The organism is Pectobacterium cacticida (genome assembly GCF_036885195.1).
In the GTDB taxonomy this organism is placed as follows: Bacteria; Pseudomonadota; Gammaproteobacteria; order Enterobacterales; family Enterobacteriaceae; genus Pectobacterium; species Pectobacterium cacticida.
Map to the genome: position 1 here is coordinate 2,315,013 of NZ_CP133656.1, position 17,838 is coordinate 2,332,850.

General features: G+C 46.9%; 17 protein-coding genes, 1 tRNA gene and 3 pseudogenes. 4 read left to right on the plus strand and 17 right to left on the minus strand.

Going from position 1 to position 17,838, the window contains the following annotated elements; all coding sequences use genetic code 11:
* Positions 1-3 precede the first annotated feature (3 nt).
* Positions 4-522 carry a bifunctional 3-hydroxydecanoyl-ACP dehydratase/trans-2-decenoyl-ACP isomerase gene (fabA, locus tag RFN81_RS10720; protein ID WP_264495840.1) on the plus strand — a complete coding sequence of 173 codons (519 nt, stop codon included), beginning with the start codon at positions 4-6 and terminating at the stop codon, positions 520-522.
* 83 nt (positions 523-605) lie between these two features.
* On the opposite strand, the gene RFN81_RS10725 is transcribed toward fabA, so the two are convergent.
* Positions 606-1,256: a tellurite resistance TerB family protein gene (locus RFN81_RS10725; RefSeq protein WP_264495841.1), complete on the minus strand. Its 651-nt coding sequence runs from the start codon at positions 1,254-1,256 to the stop codon at positions 606-608.
* Between the two features lie 379 nt (positions 1,257-1,635).
* Between RFN81_RS10725 and RFN81_RS10730 the strand changes: the two genes are divergently transcribed.
* The gene (locus RFN81_RS10730) at positions 1,636-2,274 is read left to right on the plus strand and encodes an RpiB/LacA/LacB family sugar-phosphate isomerase (protein WP_264495842.1); all 639 of its coding nucleotides are present in this window, start codon (positions 1,636-1,638) and stop codon (positions 2,272-2,274) included.
* Between the two features lie 204 nt (positions 2,275-2,478).
* Positions 2,479-2,568 (plus strand) — tRNA-Ser (locus tag RFN81_RS10735).
* Between the two features lie 1,001 nt (positions 2,569-3,569).
* Here the strand turns inward: RFN81_RS10735 and RFN81_RS18755 are convergent.
* Positions 3,570-3,977: pseudogene (locus RFN81_RS18755) on the minus strand (flagellin FliC); the annotation flags it as partial.
* Positions 3,978-4,143: 166 nt separating this feature from the next.
* Here RFN81_RS18755 and RFN81_RS10745 point away from each other — a divergent pair.
* Positions 4,144-4,835, plus strand: a pseudogene (locus RFN81_RS10745) (IS1 family transposase); the annotation flags it as partial.
* A gap of 95 nt (positions 4,836-4,930) precedes the next feature.
* Here the strand turns inward: RFN81_RS10745 and RFN81_RS10750 are convergent.
* The 15 genes and pseudogenes from RFN81_RS10750 to RFN81_RS10810 all read right to left on the minus strand — a co-directional run bounded on the left by RFN81_RS10750 (position 4,931) and on the right by RFN81_RS10810 (position 17,832).
* The gene (locus RFN81_RS10750; RefSeq protein ID WP_264495844.1) at positions 4,931-5,551 is read right to left on the minus strand and encodes a flagellin; all 621 of its coding nucleotides are present in this window, start codon (positions 5,549-5,551) and stop codon (positions 4,931-4,933) included.
* Positions 5,552-5,718: 167 nt separating this feature from the next.
* Positions 5,719-6,054, minus strand: coding sequence for an IS66 family insertion sequence element accessory protein TnpB (gene tnpB / locus RFN81_RS10755; RefSeq protein WP_264495845.1), 336 nt, complete (start codon positions 6,052-6,054; stop codon positions 5,719-5,721).
* Entirely contained in the window at positions 6,048-6,248 is a 201-nt protein-coding gene (locus RFN81_RS10760; RefSeq protein ID WP_264495846.1) for a hypothetical protein, read from the minus strand. Before RFN81_RS10760 ends, tnpB begins: the two co-directional genes overlap by 7 nt.
* Positions 6,249-6,959: 711 nt before the next feature.
* Positions 6,960-7,556, minus strand: coding sequence for a hypothetical protein (locus tag RFN81_RS10765; protein ID WP_264495847.1), 597 nt, complete (start codon positions 7,554-7,556; stop codon positions 6,960-6,962).
* A gap of 621 nt (positions 7,557-8,177) precedes the next feature.
* A pseudogene (locus tag RFN81_RS10770) lies at positions 8,178-8,974 on the minus strand (IS5 family transposase).
* Positions 8,975-9,087: 113 nt separating this feature from the next.
* Positions 9,088-9,864 (minus strand): transposase, encoded by a 777-nt coding sequence (locus tag RFN81_RS18760; RefSeq protein ID WP_378928425.1) that lies wholly within the window; start codon positions 9,862-9,864, stop codon positions 9,088-9,090.
* Between the two features lie 36 nt (positions 9,865-9,900).
* Complete coding sequence (locus tag RFN81_RS18765; RefSeq protein ID WP_378928427.1) at positions 9,901-10,038, minus strand: hypothetical protein; 138 nt, start codon at positions 10,036-10,038, stop codon at positions 9,901-9,903.
* Positions 10,035-10,532, minus strand: a complete 498-nt coding sequence (locus RFN81_RS18770; RefSeq protein ID WP_378928429.1) for a transposase — start codon at positions 10,530-10,532, stop codon at positions 10,035-10,037. Before RFN81_RS18770 ends, RFN81_RS18765 begins: the two co-directional genes overlap by 4 nt.
* A gap of 182 nt (positions 10,533-10,714) precedes the next feature.
* Entirely contained in the window at positions 10,715-11,554 is an 840-nt protein-coding gene (locus RFN81_RS10780) for a class I SAM-dependent methyltransferase (RefSeq protein WP_264495849.1), read from the minus strand.
* Positions 11,555-11,629: 75 nt separating this feature from the next.
* The gene (locus tag RFN81_RS10785; RefSeq protein ID WP_264495850.1) at positions 11,630-12,832 is read right to left on the minus strand and encodes an acyl-CoA reductase; all 1,203 of its coding nucleotides are present in this window, start codon (positions 12,830-12,832) and stop codon (positions 11,630-11,632) included.
* A complete protein-coding gene (locus tag RFN81_RS10790) occupies positions 12,816-13,898 on the minus strand; it encodes an acyl-protein synthetase (RefSeq protein WP_264495851.1) in 1,083 nt (360 codons plus the stop codon). Before RFN81_RS10790 ends, RFN81_RS10785 begins: the two co-directional genes overlap by 17 nt.
* Positions 13,885-15,297, minus strand: a complete 1,413-nt coding sequence (locus RFN81_RS10795; protein WP_264495852.1) for an AMP-binding protein — start codon at positions 15,295-15,297, stop codon at positions 13,885-13,887. Before RFN81_RS10795 ends, RFN81_RS10790 begins: the two co-directional genes overlap by 14 nt.
* An 8-nt stretch (positions 15,298-15,305) precedes the next feature.
* Entirely contained in the window at positions 15,306-16,271 is a 966-nt protein-coding gene (locus RFN81_RS10800) for a transketolase family protein (RefSeq protein ID WP_264495853.1), read from the minus strand.
* Entirely contained in the window at positions 16,265-17,092 is an 828-nt protein-coding gene (locus RFN81_RS10805; RefSeq protein WP_264495854.1) for a transketolase, read from the minus strand. The genes RFN81_RS10800 and RFN81_RS10805 overlap by 7 nt, the downstream gene beginning before the upstream one ends.
* Positions 17,089-17,832, minus strand: a complete 744-nt coding sequence (locus tag RFN81_RS10810) for an SDR family NAD(P)-dependent oxidoreductase (protein ID WP_264495855.1) — start codon at positions 17,830-17,832, stop codon at positions 17,089-17,091. The genes RFN81_RS10805 and RFN81_RS10810 overlap by 4 nt, the downstream gene beginning before the upstream one ends.
* Positions 17,833-17,838 lie beyond the last annotated feature (6 nt).

A 17,838-nucleotide genomic window follows, 5' to 3' on the forward strand; every position in this document is an offset into this window, starting at 1 on the left:
ACCATGGTAGATAAACGCGAATCCTATACAAAAGAAGACCTCCTTGCCTCCAGCCGAGGTGAACTGTTTGGCCCGCAAGGCCCTCAGTTACCCGCACCTAATATGCTAATGATGGACCGCGTCGTAATGATGACGGAAGACGGCGGTAAGTATGGCAAAGGCTATGTCGAAGCCGAATTGGATATCACACCTGACCTGTGGTTCTTTGGTTGCCATTTCATCGGCGATCCGGTTATGCCAGGTTGCCTTGGTCTGGATGCCATGTGGCAATTAGTCGGCTTCTACCTGGGATGGTTAGGGGGAGAAGGCAAAGGTCGGGCGCTCGGCGTGGGTGAGGTTAAATTTGCTGGGCAAATTCTGCCGACAGCGAAGAAAGTGACTTACCGTATCCACTTCAAACGCGTGATCAATCGTCGTTTAGTGATGGGGATTGCTGATGGCGAAGTACTCGTTGATGGTCGCCAGATCTATACCGCCGACGAACTGAAAGTCGGTCTGTTCAAAGACGCTAGCGCTTTCTAACGCCTAAGTGGCACCGCGGGCGAAGCATTTTCGCCCGCATCATCTTTCTTATTGACCTGCTCCAGATTTTTCGACGAGCCTGATTATGCTGGATGTTTCAGCTCATTGGAGATCGACTGCCGCACGTCTTGCGGTATCTTCAATTCGGTTGCTAGCGCATCTAGGTAGCTTTTCTCCATGAAGTGATCGACATCAATGACCGCACAGCTTAGGAAGTAGAGCTCAAGCGCCTCTTCTTCATTCTTTACGTCTCTGGCCAGTAACGCAGGATCCAGCGGCTGTGCGATCGCTTCCTGTACCCAACGCTGTGCTTCATTGCCGAGTTGCAATTGCTGGATATTTTCATCAATCCGCTGTTTTTCAGTCTCATCAATATGGCCATCACTCTTAGCCGCAAATACCAGAGCCTGAATCAACCGTCGAGCACGACTATTCTCAGATGAAGACTGAGAACCAAACTGCGGATCGTCCTGATGTGCATCACGAACGCGTTTCTTATACTGATCCCACAATATGACACCCGCCGCAGCGCTACCGCCAATGATCAGGGCATTTTTACCTAATGAGCCCATGACTTTCCGTGCGGATTTATTTGACAACAATACGCCCGCCAAGCCCCCCAACGCAGCGGGCTTTAGCATATCCCCGAAATTACCGCTTTTTCCGCCTTGATGATTCTCCTGCTTGCTACCAGACCCTAATAATCCTTGAAGCTGTTGCAGCCAATTATTCATTTTCGTTCCTCAAGCAAAAGTGGCATCACTGATGGTATCGTCCTCCATAATAGTGGGGCTAAAGGCGTTTGTTTGTCAGATTATGTATAACAATGAAAAGTATGAATCGCACTTCTCTCTACGATTTATGCAGATGCTATATCTTGAGATGCAGAAGATGTATAACCGCCTACCGATCGCGCTGCGTGATGGCACCATTTTCGATCGGTTATCCCCTCGATATTGGCTTTTCTTCATTTTGCCCCGCTCGAATTTATGGACTGTGCCGCATTCTTTGCTTGCACGATTTGCGCTTTATTTTTGAAACGGTATACTGCACACATTAAATTGAAATACAGTTTTAAAAAATGTATTTGTCCGTCACAAAAAAGGAACGAACATGAAAATTGCACTGATAAATGAGAACAGCCAGGCGGCTAAAAACGCTATCATCGCTGAATCATTGACCAAAGCGGTGGCCCCAATGGGACACACGGTATACAACTACGGTCAATACACCGTTGAAGATGCAGCACAGTTGACCTACATCCAGAATGGTATTCTGGCAGCTATCCTGCTGAACTCTGGCGCTGCTGATTTCGTCGTCACCGGTTGCGGCACAGGCCAGGGCGCGATGCTGGCTTGTAACTCCTTCCCTGGCGTTATTTGCGGTCTGATTGTTGACCCATCTGATGCTTACCTGTTCTCACAGATCAACGATGGTAATGCAGTTTCCGTACCTTACGCTAAAGGCTTTGGCTGGGGCGCGGAATTGAATCTGGAAAATATGTTTACCCAGTTGTTCAAAGAAGAAGGTGGCAGAGGTTATCCGAGCGATCGCGTTGTTCCTCAACAACGTAACAAGAAGATCCTGGATGCCGTTAAAGCGGTAACCTATAACGATCTGATCACCATTTTGAAAGGTCTGGATCAGGATTTGGTTAAAGGTGCCATCGCTGGCCCTAAATTCCAAGAATACTTTTTCGCTAACAGTAAAGATGAAGCCTTGACCAGCTACATTAAAACGCTGCTGGCATAATTGCCCTATCGCTGACATAGACCACAGGTTGTTACAACCTGTGGTTTTTTTATGCTTTTTTCATACCTTTTGGCTTTATCGTTACGTCAGCGATTCTTTGTCGTTCAATGCTTAGCCAGACGCACTCGCCACACTAAATACTGCTTGACCAGAACAGCATGACTCCCTATAGTAGCGCCCCGTTGCCCCCTGTAGGCAACCCCCGGTGAGGTGTCCGAGAGGCTGAAGGAGCACGCCTGGAAAGTGTGTATACGTGAAAACGTATCAAGGGTTCGAATCCCTTCCTCACCGCCATACATTTAGCCAAGCCAGCAAAATCGGCTCTACATGTGGTTTGGCTTTACATAAAGTAATATATAGAAAGTCCGCTGCGGCGGACTTTTCTGTTTGCGGAAGTAAACCTCCCCTACTGAGTAGTCGGTTCATCCCCTGCACAGCATATCCGTTCCCTTTGTTAATCTACACGTTCGGATTTCTAGGCTGTGTCCCTTAACTTAACAACCGTTTCAAAAATAACCTGATCGCCCCCAGCTTTGTTCCTCAACGTAGTAACGTCCCCCCAAACGCACTAATTCAAGGTTGGCGTTACTGGTTTCATCTGTACTATCCAGAGTAAGGCTATAATCGGCGTTATTTTTAGATACTGAAGGCGCATATTGCAATCTATTGGAAACACTCGCTAGCATATCCTCCCGAGCCACTTTGGTAGTGGAAAGTGCCTTCGCCGTCACCTTGTTTTGATCGCCATAAATCGTTAATTCTGCCTCGGTATAACAAACTCCACCGTTTAACTGTTGCTGAATCCAATATTTTCCACCTGAACGAACAATGCCGTTAGGTACTGGAAACATGGCGATATCATTGCTACCCCGATAATTGATATTCGAAATAAACTCCCCTACGGTCACGTCCACCACAGCATCACTGACGCTCAAATTTACCTTGTTCAAGCGGGTATCGGTATCATGTGACGCGCTAATCGAAACGTTCATCAGCCGCCCACTGGGGCCATCCAGTTGTACTAGATTAGATCCATATGAGGCACGCACCAGATTAGGATTATTATCCAGTGGAATATAGGTGGCGGTGGTATATGTCGAATCATCCACATTGATCTGGTTCGATGAACCACTTAGCGAGGAGACTGGCGCGATCCTACCCGGTACACCTTGTACCGTCATATCCAGCAATCCAATCTCTTGTACGCTGAACCCCGGCGGCCCGAAGTCGATATCCACGGTTTCATGGTCATACGCGCCAACCTGGATCGCTTTCGTTCCCCCGCTACCATTGAGTAGAGGAATACCATTAAAAGACGCCCATAGGTTAAGACGATCAATCTCTTTCAGATTAAGGTTAATTTCGGCCTGAATACTATCGCCTGTATCACCGACATAAGTATCATTCAACCCTTGCACCGTGAGTTCTCGAATACGTTGCAAGCGGTTATTGATCTCATCAAGCACGCCTTCTGCCGTCCGCAACATTGAAACGCCATCACCTGCATTACGAACCGCCTGATTCAGACCACGCATATTTGCCGTCAAGCGATTAGCGATCGCCTGACCGGCGGCGTCATCTTTCGCGCCGTTGATACGGTAACCAGAGGACAGGCGTTCAATGGCTGAACTTAGCGAGGAAGCCGATTTATTGCTGTTTTTTTGCGCTATAAGCGACGCAATATTGGTATTGATGGTCGGCATGACAGCACGTTCCGAAATTTTTCAGAAAACTTAGGTTACTTATCGGCGTAACGATGTGAAACATTAGGGAAAGTGTGTGGAGAAAATTCAACCATCGCAATGTTAATGAGACGGTGATGCCTCTAAGTTGACTCTGATGTATTGTACGGGATTTTGAGGTTATCTCATGGTCAGTGTTAACGTTCATTGTCCCCGTTGTCAGTCTGCTAAGGTTTACCTCCATGGTTAGAACCCTAAAGGCCATGACAGATTTCGTTGCCGCGACTGCCGCCGTGTGTTTCAGCTCACTTATGCTTATGAAGCACGTAAGCCGGGTATTAAAGAGAAGATCACTGAAATGGCTTTCAATGGTGCCGGGATTCGCGATACCGTCAGAACACTGAAAATTGGTATTAACACCGTTATCCTGATTTTAAAAAACTCGCGCCAAAGCGAATAACGTCTTCGCCTGTTGCCCATGCTGACGTGGCGCTTATCTGCGAACTTGATGAGCAATGGCGCTTCGTTGGCAGTAAAGCCCGGCAGCACTGGCCTTGATACGCGTATAACACCAAAACAGGCGGTGTATTGGCCTACACTTTTGGTCCCCGAACCGATGAAACCAACCGGGAGTTACTGGCACTGCTTACACCATTCAACATCGGCATGAGCATCAGCGACGACTGGGGCAGCTATGGCCGAGAGGTGCCGAAGGATAAGCATCTGACCGGTAAAATATTCACCCAACGCATTGAGCGTAATAACCTGACGCTCCGCACCCGTATTAAGCGGTTGACTCGTAAAACAATCTGCTTCTCACGCTCAATTGAGCTTTATGAAAAAGTGATCGGAGCGTTTATCGAAAAATACATGTTCTACTCATTGGATGCACTACCTTATCGTTATTGCATCAGCCATTATATTTTTCTTTTTTATTGTTAACAGATTTCGCTCTATATCTATATTTTCAAGCATTATCGCTGCAGCAGCGTCAATACCGTTTCGGGCACCTGATTAGCCTGAACCAGCACCGCTGATGATGCCTGTTGTAAAATTTGCTGTTTCGTCATCGCGGAAGCCTCTTGGGCATAACCCGCATCCAAAATACGGGAACGCGCAGTAGACGCTGCGATTGATGTCTGCGCCAAATTCGAGCGAACAGATTCAAAACGGTTAACCATGCTACCGTATTCGCCACGATAGCCATTGATTTTTTCTAACTCCGAATCAAAAGCAGCCAATGCTCTGCGAGCCTCCTCTATCGGATCTAAGCCGACATCTTTCAACCCTAGGGATTCGGTGTCCGAGGGGGTTGGGCTGATAGTCACGGCCTGAATTTCTTCCCCATAGTTGGCGCTGGTGATAATCTCCGTTGGTGTACTTACCGGCGGTAGAGGCGGTGGTGGTAATTGTGTGGGCGTGGGTAACTTATCCCACGTTGCGACCCCTTCAAATGATCCTTTCCCAATGACCATGATAATCAGGGTCTCTGTCGTTTGATCAATATGGACGCGTTCATGAGATGCCGCACCGACAGAGCCATCGTTAGGCGTTGTTTCATAACGATCCCCATCGCCGCTATAAGTAATGGTCATACCGTTATAAGAAACCGCCTCCCAAGGTCCGCAAGTAATTTCAACGCCAGGGAGCGCAGTTCATCGGGGTTTTGTGAGGCCAACAGCGAATCGATATCCATGCAGGCATTTTATCAAAACAGAGATTTATTGTCATTTAAAATCAATGCATTAATTCACATTCATTTTTATTTCCGTTGCGTTAAATCCAGGCCGTCTACCCGTTTCCAGTCGATGCCTTTTATCAGCCAGTCGAACTGTTCGGGCAACAACATCCAGGCGACATCCCCCTGTTTCGGCCAGATAAAATGGCCCTGATGAAGACGGCGAAGACACAACCAGACACCGTGTTTGTCCCAGCGAAGGACTTTGATACGCGAGTGCGCCTTGTTGCAGAAGACAAAAGCGGCTTCCCCTTGCCAGGGTTGGTGCAGGTGGTCGGTAATGTATTGGGTCAGGGTATCGATACCCCGGCGCATATCGACGGGCTCGCGCGCCAGCCAGATGTGTTGCGGCGTTAACACAGGGACAAAGCCTGCATCACGGCCCGTAACTGGGCGGGAAGACAACTGACCGAACTGCCGTTGGGGAGGTTGAGCGTCACCGTGTCGGCGTAGTAATTTCCCGGCATAACCCGGCGCGCAGGAATAAATGCTGCGGGGACGGTGGCGTCGTCGTGATGCTGTTGCCGTTCACGGTGAGAATAGCGTTTTGCCATATTTTACCTCAGGTTCATTTTATTGAATGAGGGCAGCATGTGGCAGCAGAGTTGTGTTAACAATATGAGTTCGCCGGACGCTTACAGAACAGTCTCATTGCCTGATACTATATCATCAAGATGATACCACGCATGTTTAGCTTCAATCGCAATATCATCATGGTTGCTTGTGATATATAGATCAACACGACCTCTACTGGTGTCAGTATCTTCCTGAAGAGATCCCTTCATTAGTTTGCTCGAAGGGTATTCTTCAATTGCGGCCCGCCCCATTGACCATGCAGCCCCTGCAAGCACACTGACATTAGTTCTTTCGTTATACCACCAACAACAATCTTTCTGCCTCAATAACTCTACATACCGCTGATTAGTCAGAATCCATCCTGTCAACAATCGTTCGATGAAATCATCCTTTGCATATACTTTTTTTTCATTACATTTATACTTTTAGAATAATAGCCTTGATCATACTATAAATAGTATCTTATTAGTTGTCTATTTAACTATAAATAAGTCTAAAGATTATTGAAAATGAGCCGACAATCCAATACGACTATATTTTTTAGAATTTAAAGACAACCTGTACAGACCCTCCTCATATACTAAATTGAAAACCATTTATTCTTTAACATATAAAATTATTGAAAACATCCTTGTTAGCCATAATAGATTTGGCAATAAGTATATTTAGACCTCTTAGATAAATAACTACTACTCCGCACCTGAACCTATAATAATAACACCAATTTTATTACACTCCTCAGAATGCTTTTTACCGCGGCATTTACACATAAAAATGGATTCATGATAAGTATAAAAATTTTCAGAGTACTCTTCGCTCAAACTTTCACCTATCCTCTTTAAGGTTGTTGGATTAAAATTCCTATAAAATCCTATACTCCAAACAGACCTGCGTTTTCTTCCTGAGCTAGTAAAATGGGATTGAACTATTTCATAATTTTTAACGATATCTTTCCACATGTTATTTACTAAGGTTGTCGGATTTTTAGCTAGTTTAAATTCAAGGTAAATGAAACGATCAGTACGCGTATTTTTCTTTCTAAATATCAGGTCAACATACATATGTTGCCTACCTGACTGATGACGCTTATCCGCAATAGCACGAATTTCACGTTTAGCACTATACCCTAACGAGTGCTCAATAAAATACTCGAATTCAATCTGGAACCACTTCTCCCAATCATTTGTTCCTTTATCTAAAATATGAGACATTTTTTCTTTGATACTTTTTTCGGATAGAAATCCTAATAATGTTTCTTTTACTGTTCCAAAATCTTTACTGCTCATCCTTCCTCCTGCGCTCATATAAAAAAGGACCACTATATAAGTAAATCCTTAATGAATCAATCTAAAACCCATATAACTTAAATAAGTTAATGATGAATGAAATTTGAGTTAAGATAGCATCCTGTATTATAAAAAACGATAATAGCTTGTTCAAATATTGCCATGCTAAATTTCATCATTGAGCATCTAGTTTTTTAGCCAATAAAAAATATATTTTTACATTACTGATAATAGCCAAACATAAATAAAAATATAAAACATGTCTATATAATAAAATGTAGCTCAGATTTATTGAAGGGTATTAATATTACATTCTTCGTGTAAGAATGGCATTATCAGTAAAGATAACCACCGAAGTGAACTATTGCGGATAGGTTTCATGTCATACTGATGCATGGCAGCAGTCCAGACGTGAATCCCCTCCTGACTTTCTCAGCCAGAGAGGGAATCGGATGATTTATTTTCTATAATAGTTCTTAGTTAGCTTTCCAGCCATCATTGGTCTTCACCAGAACGGTAACTGTCAAGATATCTGTCGCCCTGTCTGATTTTTATGCAACCATTCGCACTGCCTCAGTAACCACCTTACGCTCTGGATTCAACGATACTAGGCTGTGTCCCTTAACTTAACAACCGTTTCAAAAATAACCTGATCGCCCCCAGCTTTAGCATGCTCAGGTAGTTTCTAGCTGTTTTTTCCGAGCGTGTCGCAATACGACGATTTTCTTTCAATATCGCAAAGCAACGCTCCACGACATTGCGTTTTTTATACAAGCCCGTATTAAGGCACCGACGTCTGTCACGACTGGCTTTCTCATTTGATTTAAACGGGATAACCGCTTTTATCCCTTTTATTTTCAAATGAATGCGAATTCTTCCACTTGAGTAACCTTTATCCGCCAGCACTGCTTTCGGGCGCGATTTCAAGTACCCACTTTTTCGGATGACCCCGACCCGGTTAAGCAACGTTTCCGCATACTGGCTTTCGTGAGCTTGTCCGCCGCTCAGACAAAAACTTAGTGGTAATCCTGTGCCATCTGTCGCCAAATGGATTTTGGTGCCAAAGCCGCCGCGAGAGCGACCCAGCCCATGGTCCTCGAGTTCATCGGGATGTTTTTTTTTGCACCGGCTGCTGCTTTCAGGGCGCGAACGTTACTGCCATCCAGCGCGATAACACCCCTGTCAATCGGCGCTTTTTCGTCCAAAATCTGAAGTAATTTATTGAAAATACTGTTCATTATTCCAGTTTTGGACCACCGGTTAAAGCGGTTGTAAATGGTTTTCCAATGACCATAACGCTCAGGTAAATCCCGCCACGGCGCACCGGAGCAAAGCACCCAGAATATACCATTCATGACACGCCTATGCGCAAAGTAAGGACGACCGCCTTTGGAAGAACCCCTTTCAGGTGGCAGCATAGGAGAAATCAGCGTCCATGCTTCATCAGGGAAATCGTAACGAGCCAAATGAAAGAACCTTTTGTAGTGAAATCATGTCCCCGATTGTACAAAAAACAGTTACGGGACACACCCTAATGTCCCTGGTTCCCAGTTACGTGTATCACCGTTCCAGCGTTCAGGATGTGCCGCTCGGGCGGCGAGATTGAGTGCATGCGGATAGCACTGTGACGATGTTCATGGTTGTACCACTGCACGAAGCCGTGTACCCAGTGCTGAGCTGCTGTTAGATCAGCAAAGCCATTGGCAGGATAGTTCGGCACATACTTGCAGGTGCGGAACAGGGCCTCGGAGAACGCGTTATCGTTGCTCACTCTCGGCCGACTGAACGATGGCTGGATCTGTAGAGCCCGAAGCTTTTCCAGCAAGGTCGCGCCTTTAAAGGGACTACCGTTATCGGCGTGTAACACCAGCGGTTGGCCCACGATATTCTCGGCCAGCACCGCCCGCTCAATGACGGTACGTGAGTTGGCGGCGGACTCTCCCAGCAAAGCCTCCCAGCCCACCACCTTGCGACTGAAGATATCGAGGATCATCACCAGATAATAGTAGATCCCCTTGGCTGGACCGGGGAGCCAGGTACAGTCCCACGACCAGACCTGGTTAGGGGCTGTTGCAGTATGCGTGGTCGGTGCAGGCTGTGATTGACGAGCTTTGGCTCGACCGCGGTGAGCCAGCTGACCATGCTTGCGCAGCACACGATAAAAACTGGAGACAGATGCGATGTAACGCTGCTCTTCGTCCATCAACCGCACAACGATCTGCTCCGGTGGCAGGTCAGCAAACGCATCCCGGTGACACTGCTTCAGGATATCGGCCTCTTCTTCTACAGTCAGCGCATTAGCAGGCACCGGGCGTACGGCAAAAGGGCGTTTGTCGGCCGTAATTTAACCCGTCTGTATCCAACGTTGGTGTGTTCGGATCGAGATCCCGAGCACCTCACAGGCTGCCGTTAGCGTGGCACCGTCTTCACAGGCATTAGTGATCGGCTGCACGGCATGTTGGCGATCTTCGATGCTGATCATGACTCCTCGTCCCCCCAGATCGCCCGTGCTTTTTTTGACAGCGTCAGCAGTGCAGCCGTCTCCGCCAGTGCAGCGTTTTTACGTTGCAGCTCTTGCTCCAGCGCTTTAATCCGCTTGCGCTGCTGTTTGGCGTCATCGGCTTCTCGACGACGCTCGTCACAGGACAGGCTGGCCGCTTGTTCACAATCATGTCGCCAGCGTTGCAGTTGCTCAGGATAGAGCCCTCGCTGACAGCAATAGGCGGCGACCTCTTCGGTGTTCATCGCAGCGGCTTCAATCACCGCCGCAAACTTGTCACGTGAGGACCAGCTCCCTGTGCCTTGATTACTGGCATCGGGCAGGCAGCGCCCTTCAGCGCGCGCTTCTTTGCGCCATTTATAAACAGTCGCTGAGGAAATGCCTTCCTCGCGGGCAACGTCTTCGACGCTTTGGTTGTAGGGTGGTAACAGCTTGGCCACAACGACCTGACGTCGCTCATCGGAGTAACGAGGCATACAGATCTCCAAACGCCCCTGAGTGAATAAGAAAGTTTAACAAAGAGCGCGACAACTATCCTGACAGAGGGCGGAGCCCACTGCTCCTGTTTCTCGGAAGAAAGTTCGGTTTATTCAACAAAGCCTATCCTATGAGCGGAATCCTTCATGTGCACGGAGAAAATAATCATCTGACACAAAACTCAAAACTGTTTTCTATATGGTTTTACTTTCCAGTAATCAATAAACGTGTCTGAAAATAGCCATTGTGATTCGTTACCAAGCGCAGATTTTTTAAATCGTTCAAGCATCGATTCATTATAAATGAAAAACCACATTTGAGCTTCTACATTATAGAGGCAACCTTTAAACTCGAATCTGTCAAATAGAATACTCATACTTTTATTCGTAAAAAACAAGCAGTGTACTGGTGACAAATAAAACCATTCAGGATCTTGCGGCACATCCTCACAAATTAAAGTATGAAAGGCAAACATACCTTTTCTTTTATCAACCAAATCAAAAATAGCGTTAACGTCATCAATACATCTAAGGTGCTCTAGTACGGAACAGGTTATCACTAAGTCAAAAATTTTCCCTTCCACATCCTCATTACGAAGATATGCGAGCGAATTATCTCTTTCCAACATCGCCGTCGTCATATATTTATCATACATACCTACGCGAATGTTATCAGACTCCAACAGCTTAACGAGTTTCCCATCACCGCAACCATAGTCGATTGCGTTTATATGGTCTCGTTCCAGTATTCCATCATTATATAATTGAGAGATCGCTTTACTCTGAGCATCTAATCTCATCAACCACTTAGGATCATCTTCAGAAGAATCTAATCCCTGATAGCCGCTGTGGATTTTTTCATTTAACTCTTCCCATTCCGTCGATGTCATTTCGAAATGCGTTTTGGAAACAACTACCTGGCATACGGGACATTTTAGATACTCTGCATTTTCAATGTTTTTTACACTAAATTTCTTTAAAAAGTAAAAAAACATCTTACTGTCACAAACAGGACATTGCATAATAGCTCCTCGTTCAATATAGGGTAATTATATCTTAGCGTTATTTACGCGCATAATGTTCTTATTCTTACTATTCTATATAACTACACATCGAGTCAGTATATTAATCAAATCGTACCCATCCCACTGAAGCCCAAACTCCATCGTCCGTCCCATAGGAATAACTCGATCGATTCCCTTTGGCTGGTAGTCCGCTAAAAACTCCTCAACTCTTGTAACATCAATACCTAATACAGAAAGTGTCTGACAACGACTGTTATTACAAATAGGATAAATATCATCAACATCACGCGCCAGATATTCCAGAAAATATCCCCCAGAACCACTATGATCCATTGTCCTCTCATCCAATTTATCCAGAAGAACCCGGAACACCAAATTGTGAGAATCAGATGCTTTTTTTATGCCATTCATCGATGCACTAAGCGTGCAGAATTGAGTCAATTTCCGTACGGCCATCACAGCTTGCAGTTCATATCTTTCTTGGGAAAATGTTTCAAACTCTAACCAGAATTGCGCACGCGCTTTTTCCGTCTCTGCTTGCTCTCCTAGCCATACCACCAGCCCAGGCGAAGTGCAGGCATTTTGATCGGTTAAAAACGTATCGTTGTAGAAACGTTCAGCAATCGTCCGTTTGTCCGGCATGGACAAATAGCTGCCGGCGTCAATCAGCGCCAGAGAATAACGGTTGGCAAATGCCAGATCCAGACCACGAGGCGGCAACTGCGACTGGCGAATGGTTGCAATAGTCTCATCGCCGCCCCAGATCAAACGAGTCTGACACCACCCTGACAAAATATCGTTAATCACTTTTTCACGGCCGTAACGCACCAGACAAATATAAGGGGAAATAGCGTTCTGCTCACGCAGAGTAGCATTTAATTCATCACAAATCAGTGCCACCTGAGGAAAATCCCGCGATGGCACCCTGACAATATTGGCATTGCCGCTTAACAAGCCGACAATCAGAGAATAAGCAAAATTCACTGCTACGTTGGACGGCGCAATATGAAAAGCCAATCCCCGCCCCATCCGCCTCGACAAATCAGGATATGCCTTTTTCATTTGTAATACGGAACTTTTTCGGCACCAGAAAGCCAGACTAATGACATCAGGCCAGGCTTTAGATAACGGGTTGTTAAATAGCCGCTTTGAGAAGTTATCCAGAAATGCAACGACATTTTCATCGAACGGCTTAAACGTGCGACGATCGGTCATATCTCGCATCAAGGATTCATTTCCGACTAAAAATGAAATGCCGTCAAAATTGTTCTGCATAAGTGTCACTGCATCCTCTCAACTCGGCACGCTTTAAACGTCCTGATACCATGAAATATTTTCCCAAACGGCCGCACGGACAATCATCTTCGCCTAAAATCACGCCTTCGTCTTCAGTCAACAGAGAGTGACCGGGATAAGATTCAGGAAGCAGGGAAAGAACCTGAATAATACCGCGCTGCCCGTGCGGACAGACAGAAAAATCCCGGTAATCACGAATAATAATATCGGAGAAGATGCTGGTATGCAGATGTCCTTTTTCACACTGCATATAAATACAGCCGGTCTGTTCCACCATACCGTAATAATCATAAACGCGCTTTATGCCGCAGACGTTATGCAGGGCATCGGCAAAATCCAACGGTGAAACCGCTTCGGACTGCAATTTTTTCCAGCCGCCGCCGTGAATTAAGAGGCCATCAGATAAGTCCAGCTTTTCTTTGGCAGATAATAACTGTTTATAAAAATGTTGCCATACCATAAAAGTAAAACCGAAAAGCATAATAGTTCGCCCTCGGTGTTTATCTAAAAAGGCTATGATCGCGGCCAGATCGAGCAACATATTATCGTCCAACGCATAGGCCCTGTCCGCGCCAAATATAGAAAAACCTAGAATTCCCGCACCTCTTGCTGAAAACAGATTACGATTTTTCATTACCGAGGGAGAGTCGATAATCAGCAGAGGCATTCTCGCCGGACCAGCAAAGTCATTGACAATTTTTACCAATGTTTTCTGCTGATGAGTCGCGGTGACCTTATCCAGATAAATTTTCGACACTGCCTGTCCCGTGGTGCCCGACGACGTCATGGTTTTTATCACCTGTTCAGCCGGCACGCTTAATAAATCAAGCTCTTTAAACAATGAAACCGGCAGGAAAGGAATATCCTGAACTGAGCGGATAGAATCGATTTTTATGCCCTGTGCATCCAGAATACGTTGATATGGTTGGCAATGAGAATAATGATGCTGGGTTAATTCCAATAGTCTTCCCATGATGAGCGCATGTTTATCATTGCGCTCCAGAGAATAGGGCGGCAGCTTAAGAATGTCTTCATAGCGGGTCATAATAGGCTTCCAGTTTGGAATACAATATTTTCCCGGCACTGTTTTTAGGAATATCAGCCAGCGTTTTTATACGAAAAGCCGTATGGTTTAACTGCGTCCGTTGCATCATGAAATGCTTGATGTCATCAGCAACCGTTTCATCCGTAATGAAAATATACAGGCGATCGTCTATTCCCCCGCACGCGCAGCCCATATCAGGAAACGCTGTGCGAATCATGGTTTCCACTTCATCAAGCCCGATGCGGTTACCAAAAATTTTCAGAAACCGTTTTTTACGACCGACGACGTAGTAATAACCCTCTTCATCGCGCTGTACCATATCTCCGGTGTGCAGACATCCGTCGCGGTCATCGCCTTTTTGCAGATCATCACCGCATTCGGCATAACCTAAAGCAACATTCTCCCCAAAATAAACCAGTTCCCCAACCTCACCAGCCTTTTCAATTTCATTGCCATGGTCGTCAATAATAACGAAACGTCCGCCGGGAATCGGTTTCCCCATGCTGCCATATTTTTCCAGCGATTTTTCCGCTGGCAAATATCCCATTCGAGAAGTGGCCTCTGCCGCACCATACATGACGATGAATGCTTTGCCGTTTTCACGCGCATAATGCGCAAACTCTCGATGTAATTCGGGTGGTAATTTCCCGCCAGCCTGCGTTAACGTCTTTAATGCTGGCAGTTTCATCGACATGAAACGCAGTTTCTTCAACATTTCGTAAGTATAAGGAACGCCAGCGATAGAGCTCGCTGACTGCTCTTTTACAAATGACCAGAATTCCCGCTGCATGACGCTTCGCGTCGTTAACAACAGCGTCGCACCTTGAAGCAAGTGACTGTTGATCACAGAAAGCCCATACACATAGTTCATCGGCAAATTCACGACCGGGCGTTCCTGACAGCCTATTGACAGATAATCGGCAATACTCGACGCATTGCTTAAAATATTACGCAAACTCTGACGCACCAGGCGCGGACTACCCGTAGAACCGGATGTCGATACCAGCAGAGCCAATTCAGGATGAAGCGGATAAGGTTCCAGACCGGTCGGCACCAATTCATAATTTTCCAACGTAAAAACCGCCTGCTTTTCCGGGCCGTTTTGCCCTTGCGGACGCCATAACCAACCGGGACGATAAGTGGCGATCAGACGCTCGCACAACGCCTCGTCCAGATTTTTATCCAGCATTAGGGGGATGATGCCATGCGTCAGAAAACCCACATAACCTATCAGCGAACCAAAGGTATTTTCGCAAAAAGAAAATACCAGCGACCCCGCGGGAATATGTTCAGCCAGACGACGTCCCTGGGAGCACAGGTCTCCATAGCTCAACGAACGTCCATACTCGTCGATTGCGGCTAACGCCACTGGATCATGCTGATTCAAATTAAGAAACATGGCTACTGTCATCCATAATGGCGTTGAATTGCGTCAGCGATGCGTTCAGCCGTCAGCCCGCACTGCACCAGCAGATAAGCATAATCACCGGCATCAGGATATCCCTGCGGAATGCCCAGCATCACCTGCGGCGGTCGTTGCCGTTTCATTGCCAGATGCTCGGCAACCGCGCTGCCCAATCCGCCGATAACGCTATGTTCCTCCACGGTCACTAGCAGCTTTTTATCCAACTGCCGATCAAGAATGTCCGTATCCAGCGGCTTAATCGTGTGCATGTCAATAACGGTACAGTCGATGCCGCGCCTGGCCAGCAGTTCCGACGCTTTCAACGCAAAGTGCACCATGCTGCCCGTCGCCACGACGCAGACGTCGTCGCCCTCGCGCAGATTGATGGCCTGCCCAATTTTCAGTTCGTAATCATCCTTGTAAACGACGGGCGCCCGCATATTGCCGGTAAGACGCAAATAAACCGGGCCGTCGTGTTTTAATGCCGCTTCCGTCATTTTCACAGTTTCAGTGCAATCGGCCGGGGAGAGGATAGTAATATTGGAGATAGAACGAATAGCGGCGATATCTTCAATACCGTGATGCGTCGCGCCGAACATTCCGGTGGCGACGCCGCTAGCCAACCCGACCAGCTTCACGTTTTCATTCATATATCCCAGATTATGGCGCACCTGCTCTCCCGCACGCATCGTCAGGAAATTGGCGAACGAGGTCACGAACGGCACAAATCCCCCCGCTGCCAGCCCCGCCGCCATCCCCACCATATTTTGTTCGGCGATGCCCGCATTAAAAAAACGCTCCGGGTAGGTTGTGCTAAAACGAGCTAGACCGGATGATTTACACAGATCGGCCGACAGAGCGACGAGATTGTCATGTTGCTGCGCCAGTTCCAGCAGGGTCACGCCAAAGGTGCCGCGCGAACCCAGCATCGACCATGAGCGAATAGTGGCAGGTTTGATGACTAACACGACATTTCTCCATTCAGTTCATCCATCGCGGCATGATACTGCTGCTCTGAAAGCCGATTCCGATGATATTCCTTGTTGTTTTCCATAAAGGAAACGCCTTTGCCTTTAACCGTGTGCGCCACAATCGCTTTCGGTTTTCCATTGTGAGGCGCATCCAGCGCGACAAGCAGCGCGTCCAGATCGTTACCATCACACTCGACGACCTCCCAGCCGCACGCGCGCCACAGCGCGGGAATATCCAGATTGATAATTTCCAGAGTAAAGCCATCCGACTGCAGGCCGTTACGATCGACAATCACGGTCAGCGTATCCAGTTTCTGATGAGCGGCAAAGAAGGCGCCTTCCCATATCGCACCTTCATTGCATTCGCCGTCGCCGACCAGAATATAGGCATGCCAGGGCTGTTTTTTCAGACGCCGACTCAACGTAAGACCGATGCCGAACGCTAATCCCTGCGCCAGGCTTCCACTGGAGAAATCAATGCCTAATTCATGACATTTGGTCGGATGAACCTGGAGTGGCGAACCATTAATTTCAAAAGAATCCAATACATCCCGACTAATAATGCCGAACTCACACAGCGCGGCATATAAACCTAACGCGCCATGTCCTTTACTTAAAATAAAGGTATCGCGCTCGGTATTGGTGATATCGTGCGGCTCATAACGCAATTTAGTACCATAGAGCGCTGTTAAAATATCGACAAGGGACAACGCTGGAGAAATGTGCACGCCATCGCTCGGTGCGAGGTAAGCCACGCGCAATATGCTTTTACGAATATCTCGCGCCATTTGAAGCAGCGTTTTTTGATCTCCCTTCATTTTAATCCTCCGTCGACGCGGATGACCTGCCCAGTAATGTAACTTGACAGTTCCGACGCCAAGAAAACCGCCGTATCGGCTATTTCTGACGGCAGTCCCGCCCGGCGTAAATCCGCCGTGTTTTTGGTCTCTGTAAGAATATGAGCGGGCAAGGTATCCAGCATATCCGTATCGGTAATACCCGGCGCGATACAATTGGCCCTTACGCCGATTTCGCCCATTTCGGCCGCGATGGATTTAGTCATGGCAATCACTGCAGCCTTGGATGCGCCATACGCTGATTTACCCGGATTGCCGTCTTCTCCGGCCGTGGAGGAAATATTAATGATACTGCCGTGTTTCTGGCGGGCCATGAATTTAGCGATATATTGCGTAAACAGAAAAACAGAGAAGAAATTCACTTCAAACTGTTTTCTCAGCACATCTTCACTAGTCATCTGAAACAGCGCGTTTAATGTGATGCCCGCATTATTAATCACAGCGTCGATCGGCCGCTTATCCGCCATTAAACGCTTAATAACTTGTTTCATCACAGCGTAATCCGTCATATCAAAATAAAGCGGCCAGATTTCAACCCGGTGCCGTTCTGCAACGTTCCGCAGTTCTGCCAGCCATGCCGCATCTTCCTGTCGGGCATGGGCGTAAATATTCGCACCATTAGCCGCGAAAGCGTCAATCATCGCACGTCCCATCCCCCGTCGGGTTCCGGTGATCAGTACGTTTTTTCCTTGCAATAACATAGGAGA

Excerpts from the sequence above, each read along its gene's own strand:
- fabA (WP_264495840.1), top strand. The coding sequence starts at position 4 with ATGGTAGATAAACGCGAATCCTATACAAAAGAAGACCTCCTTGCCTCC.
- RFN81_RS10725 (WP_264495841.1), bottom strand. The coding sequence starts at position 1,256 with ATGAATAATTGGCTGCAACAGCTTCAAGGATTATTAGGGTCTGGTAGC.
- RFN81_RS10730 (WP_264495842.1), top strand. The coding sequence starts at position 1,636 with ATGAAAATTGCACTGATAAATGAGAACAGCCAGGCGGCTAAAAACGCT.
- RFN81_RS10750 (WP_264495844.1), bottom strand. The coding sequence starts at position 5,551 with ATGACCATTACTTATAGCGGCGATGGGGATCGTTATGAAACAACGCCT.
- RFN81_RS10760 (WP_264495846.1), bottom strand. The coding sequence starts at position 6,248 with ATGGCAAAACGCTATTCTCACCGTGAACGGCAACAGCATCACGACGAC.
- RFN81_RS10765 (WP_264495847.1), bottom strand. The coding sequence starts at position 7,556 with ATGAGCAGTAAAGATTTTGGAACAGTAAAAGAAACATTATTAGGATTT.
- RFN81_RS18765 (WP_378928427.1), bottom strand. The coding sequence starts at position 10,038 with ATGATCAGCATCGAAGATCGCCAACATGCCGTGCAGCCGATCACTAAT.
- RFN81_RS18770 (WP_378928429.1), bottom strand. The coding sequence starts at position 10,532 with ATGCCTCGTTACTCCGATGAGCGACGTCAGGTCGTTGTGGCCAAGCTG.
- RFN81_RS10780 (WP_264495849.1), bottom strand. The coding sequence starts at position 11,554 with ATGCAATGTCCTGTTTGTGACAGTAAGATGTTTTTTTACTTTTTAAAG.
- RFN81_RS10785 (WP_264495850.1), bottom strand. The coding sequence starts at position 12,832 with ATGCAGAACAATTTTGACGGCATTTCATTTTTAGTCGGAAATGAATCC.
- RFN81_RS10790 (WP_264495851.1), bottom strand. The coding sequence starts at position 13,898 with ATGACCCGCTATGAAGACATTCTTAAGCTGCCGCCCTATTCTCTGGAG.
- RFN81_RS10795 (WP_264495852.1), bottom strand. The coding sequence starts at position 15,297 with ATGTTTCTTAATTTGAATCAGCATGATCCAGTGGCGTTAGCCGCAATC.
- RFN81_RS10805 (WP_264495854.1), bottom strand. The coding sequence starts at position 17,092 with ATGAAGGGAGATCAAAAAACGCTGCTTCAAATGGCGCGAGATATTCGT.
- RFN81_RS10810 (WP_264495855.1), bottom strand. The coding sequence starts at position 17,832 with ATGTTATTGCAAGGAAAAAACGTACTGATCACCGGAACCCGACGGGGG.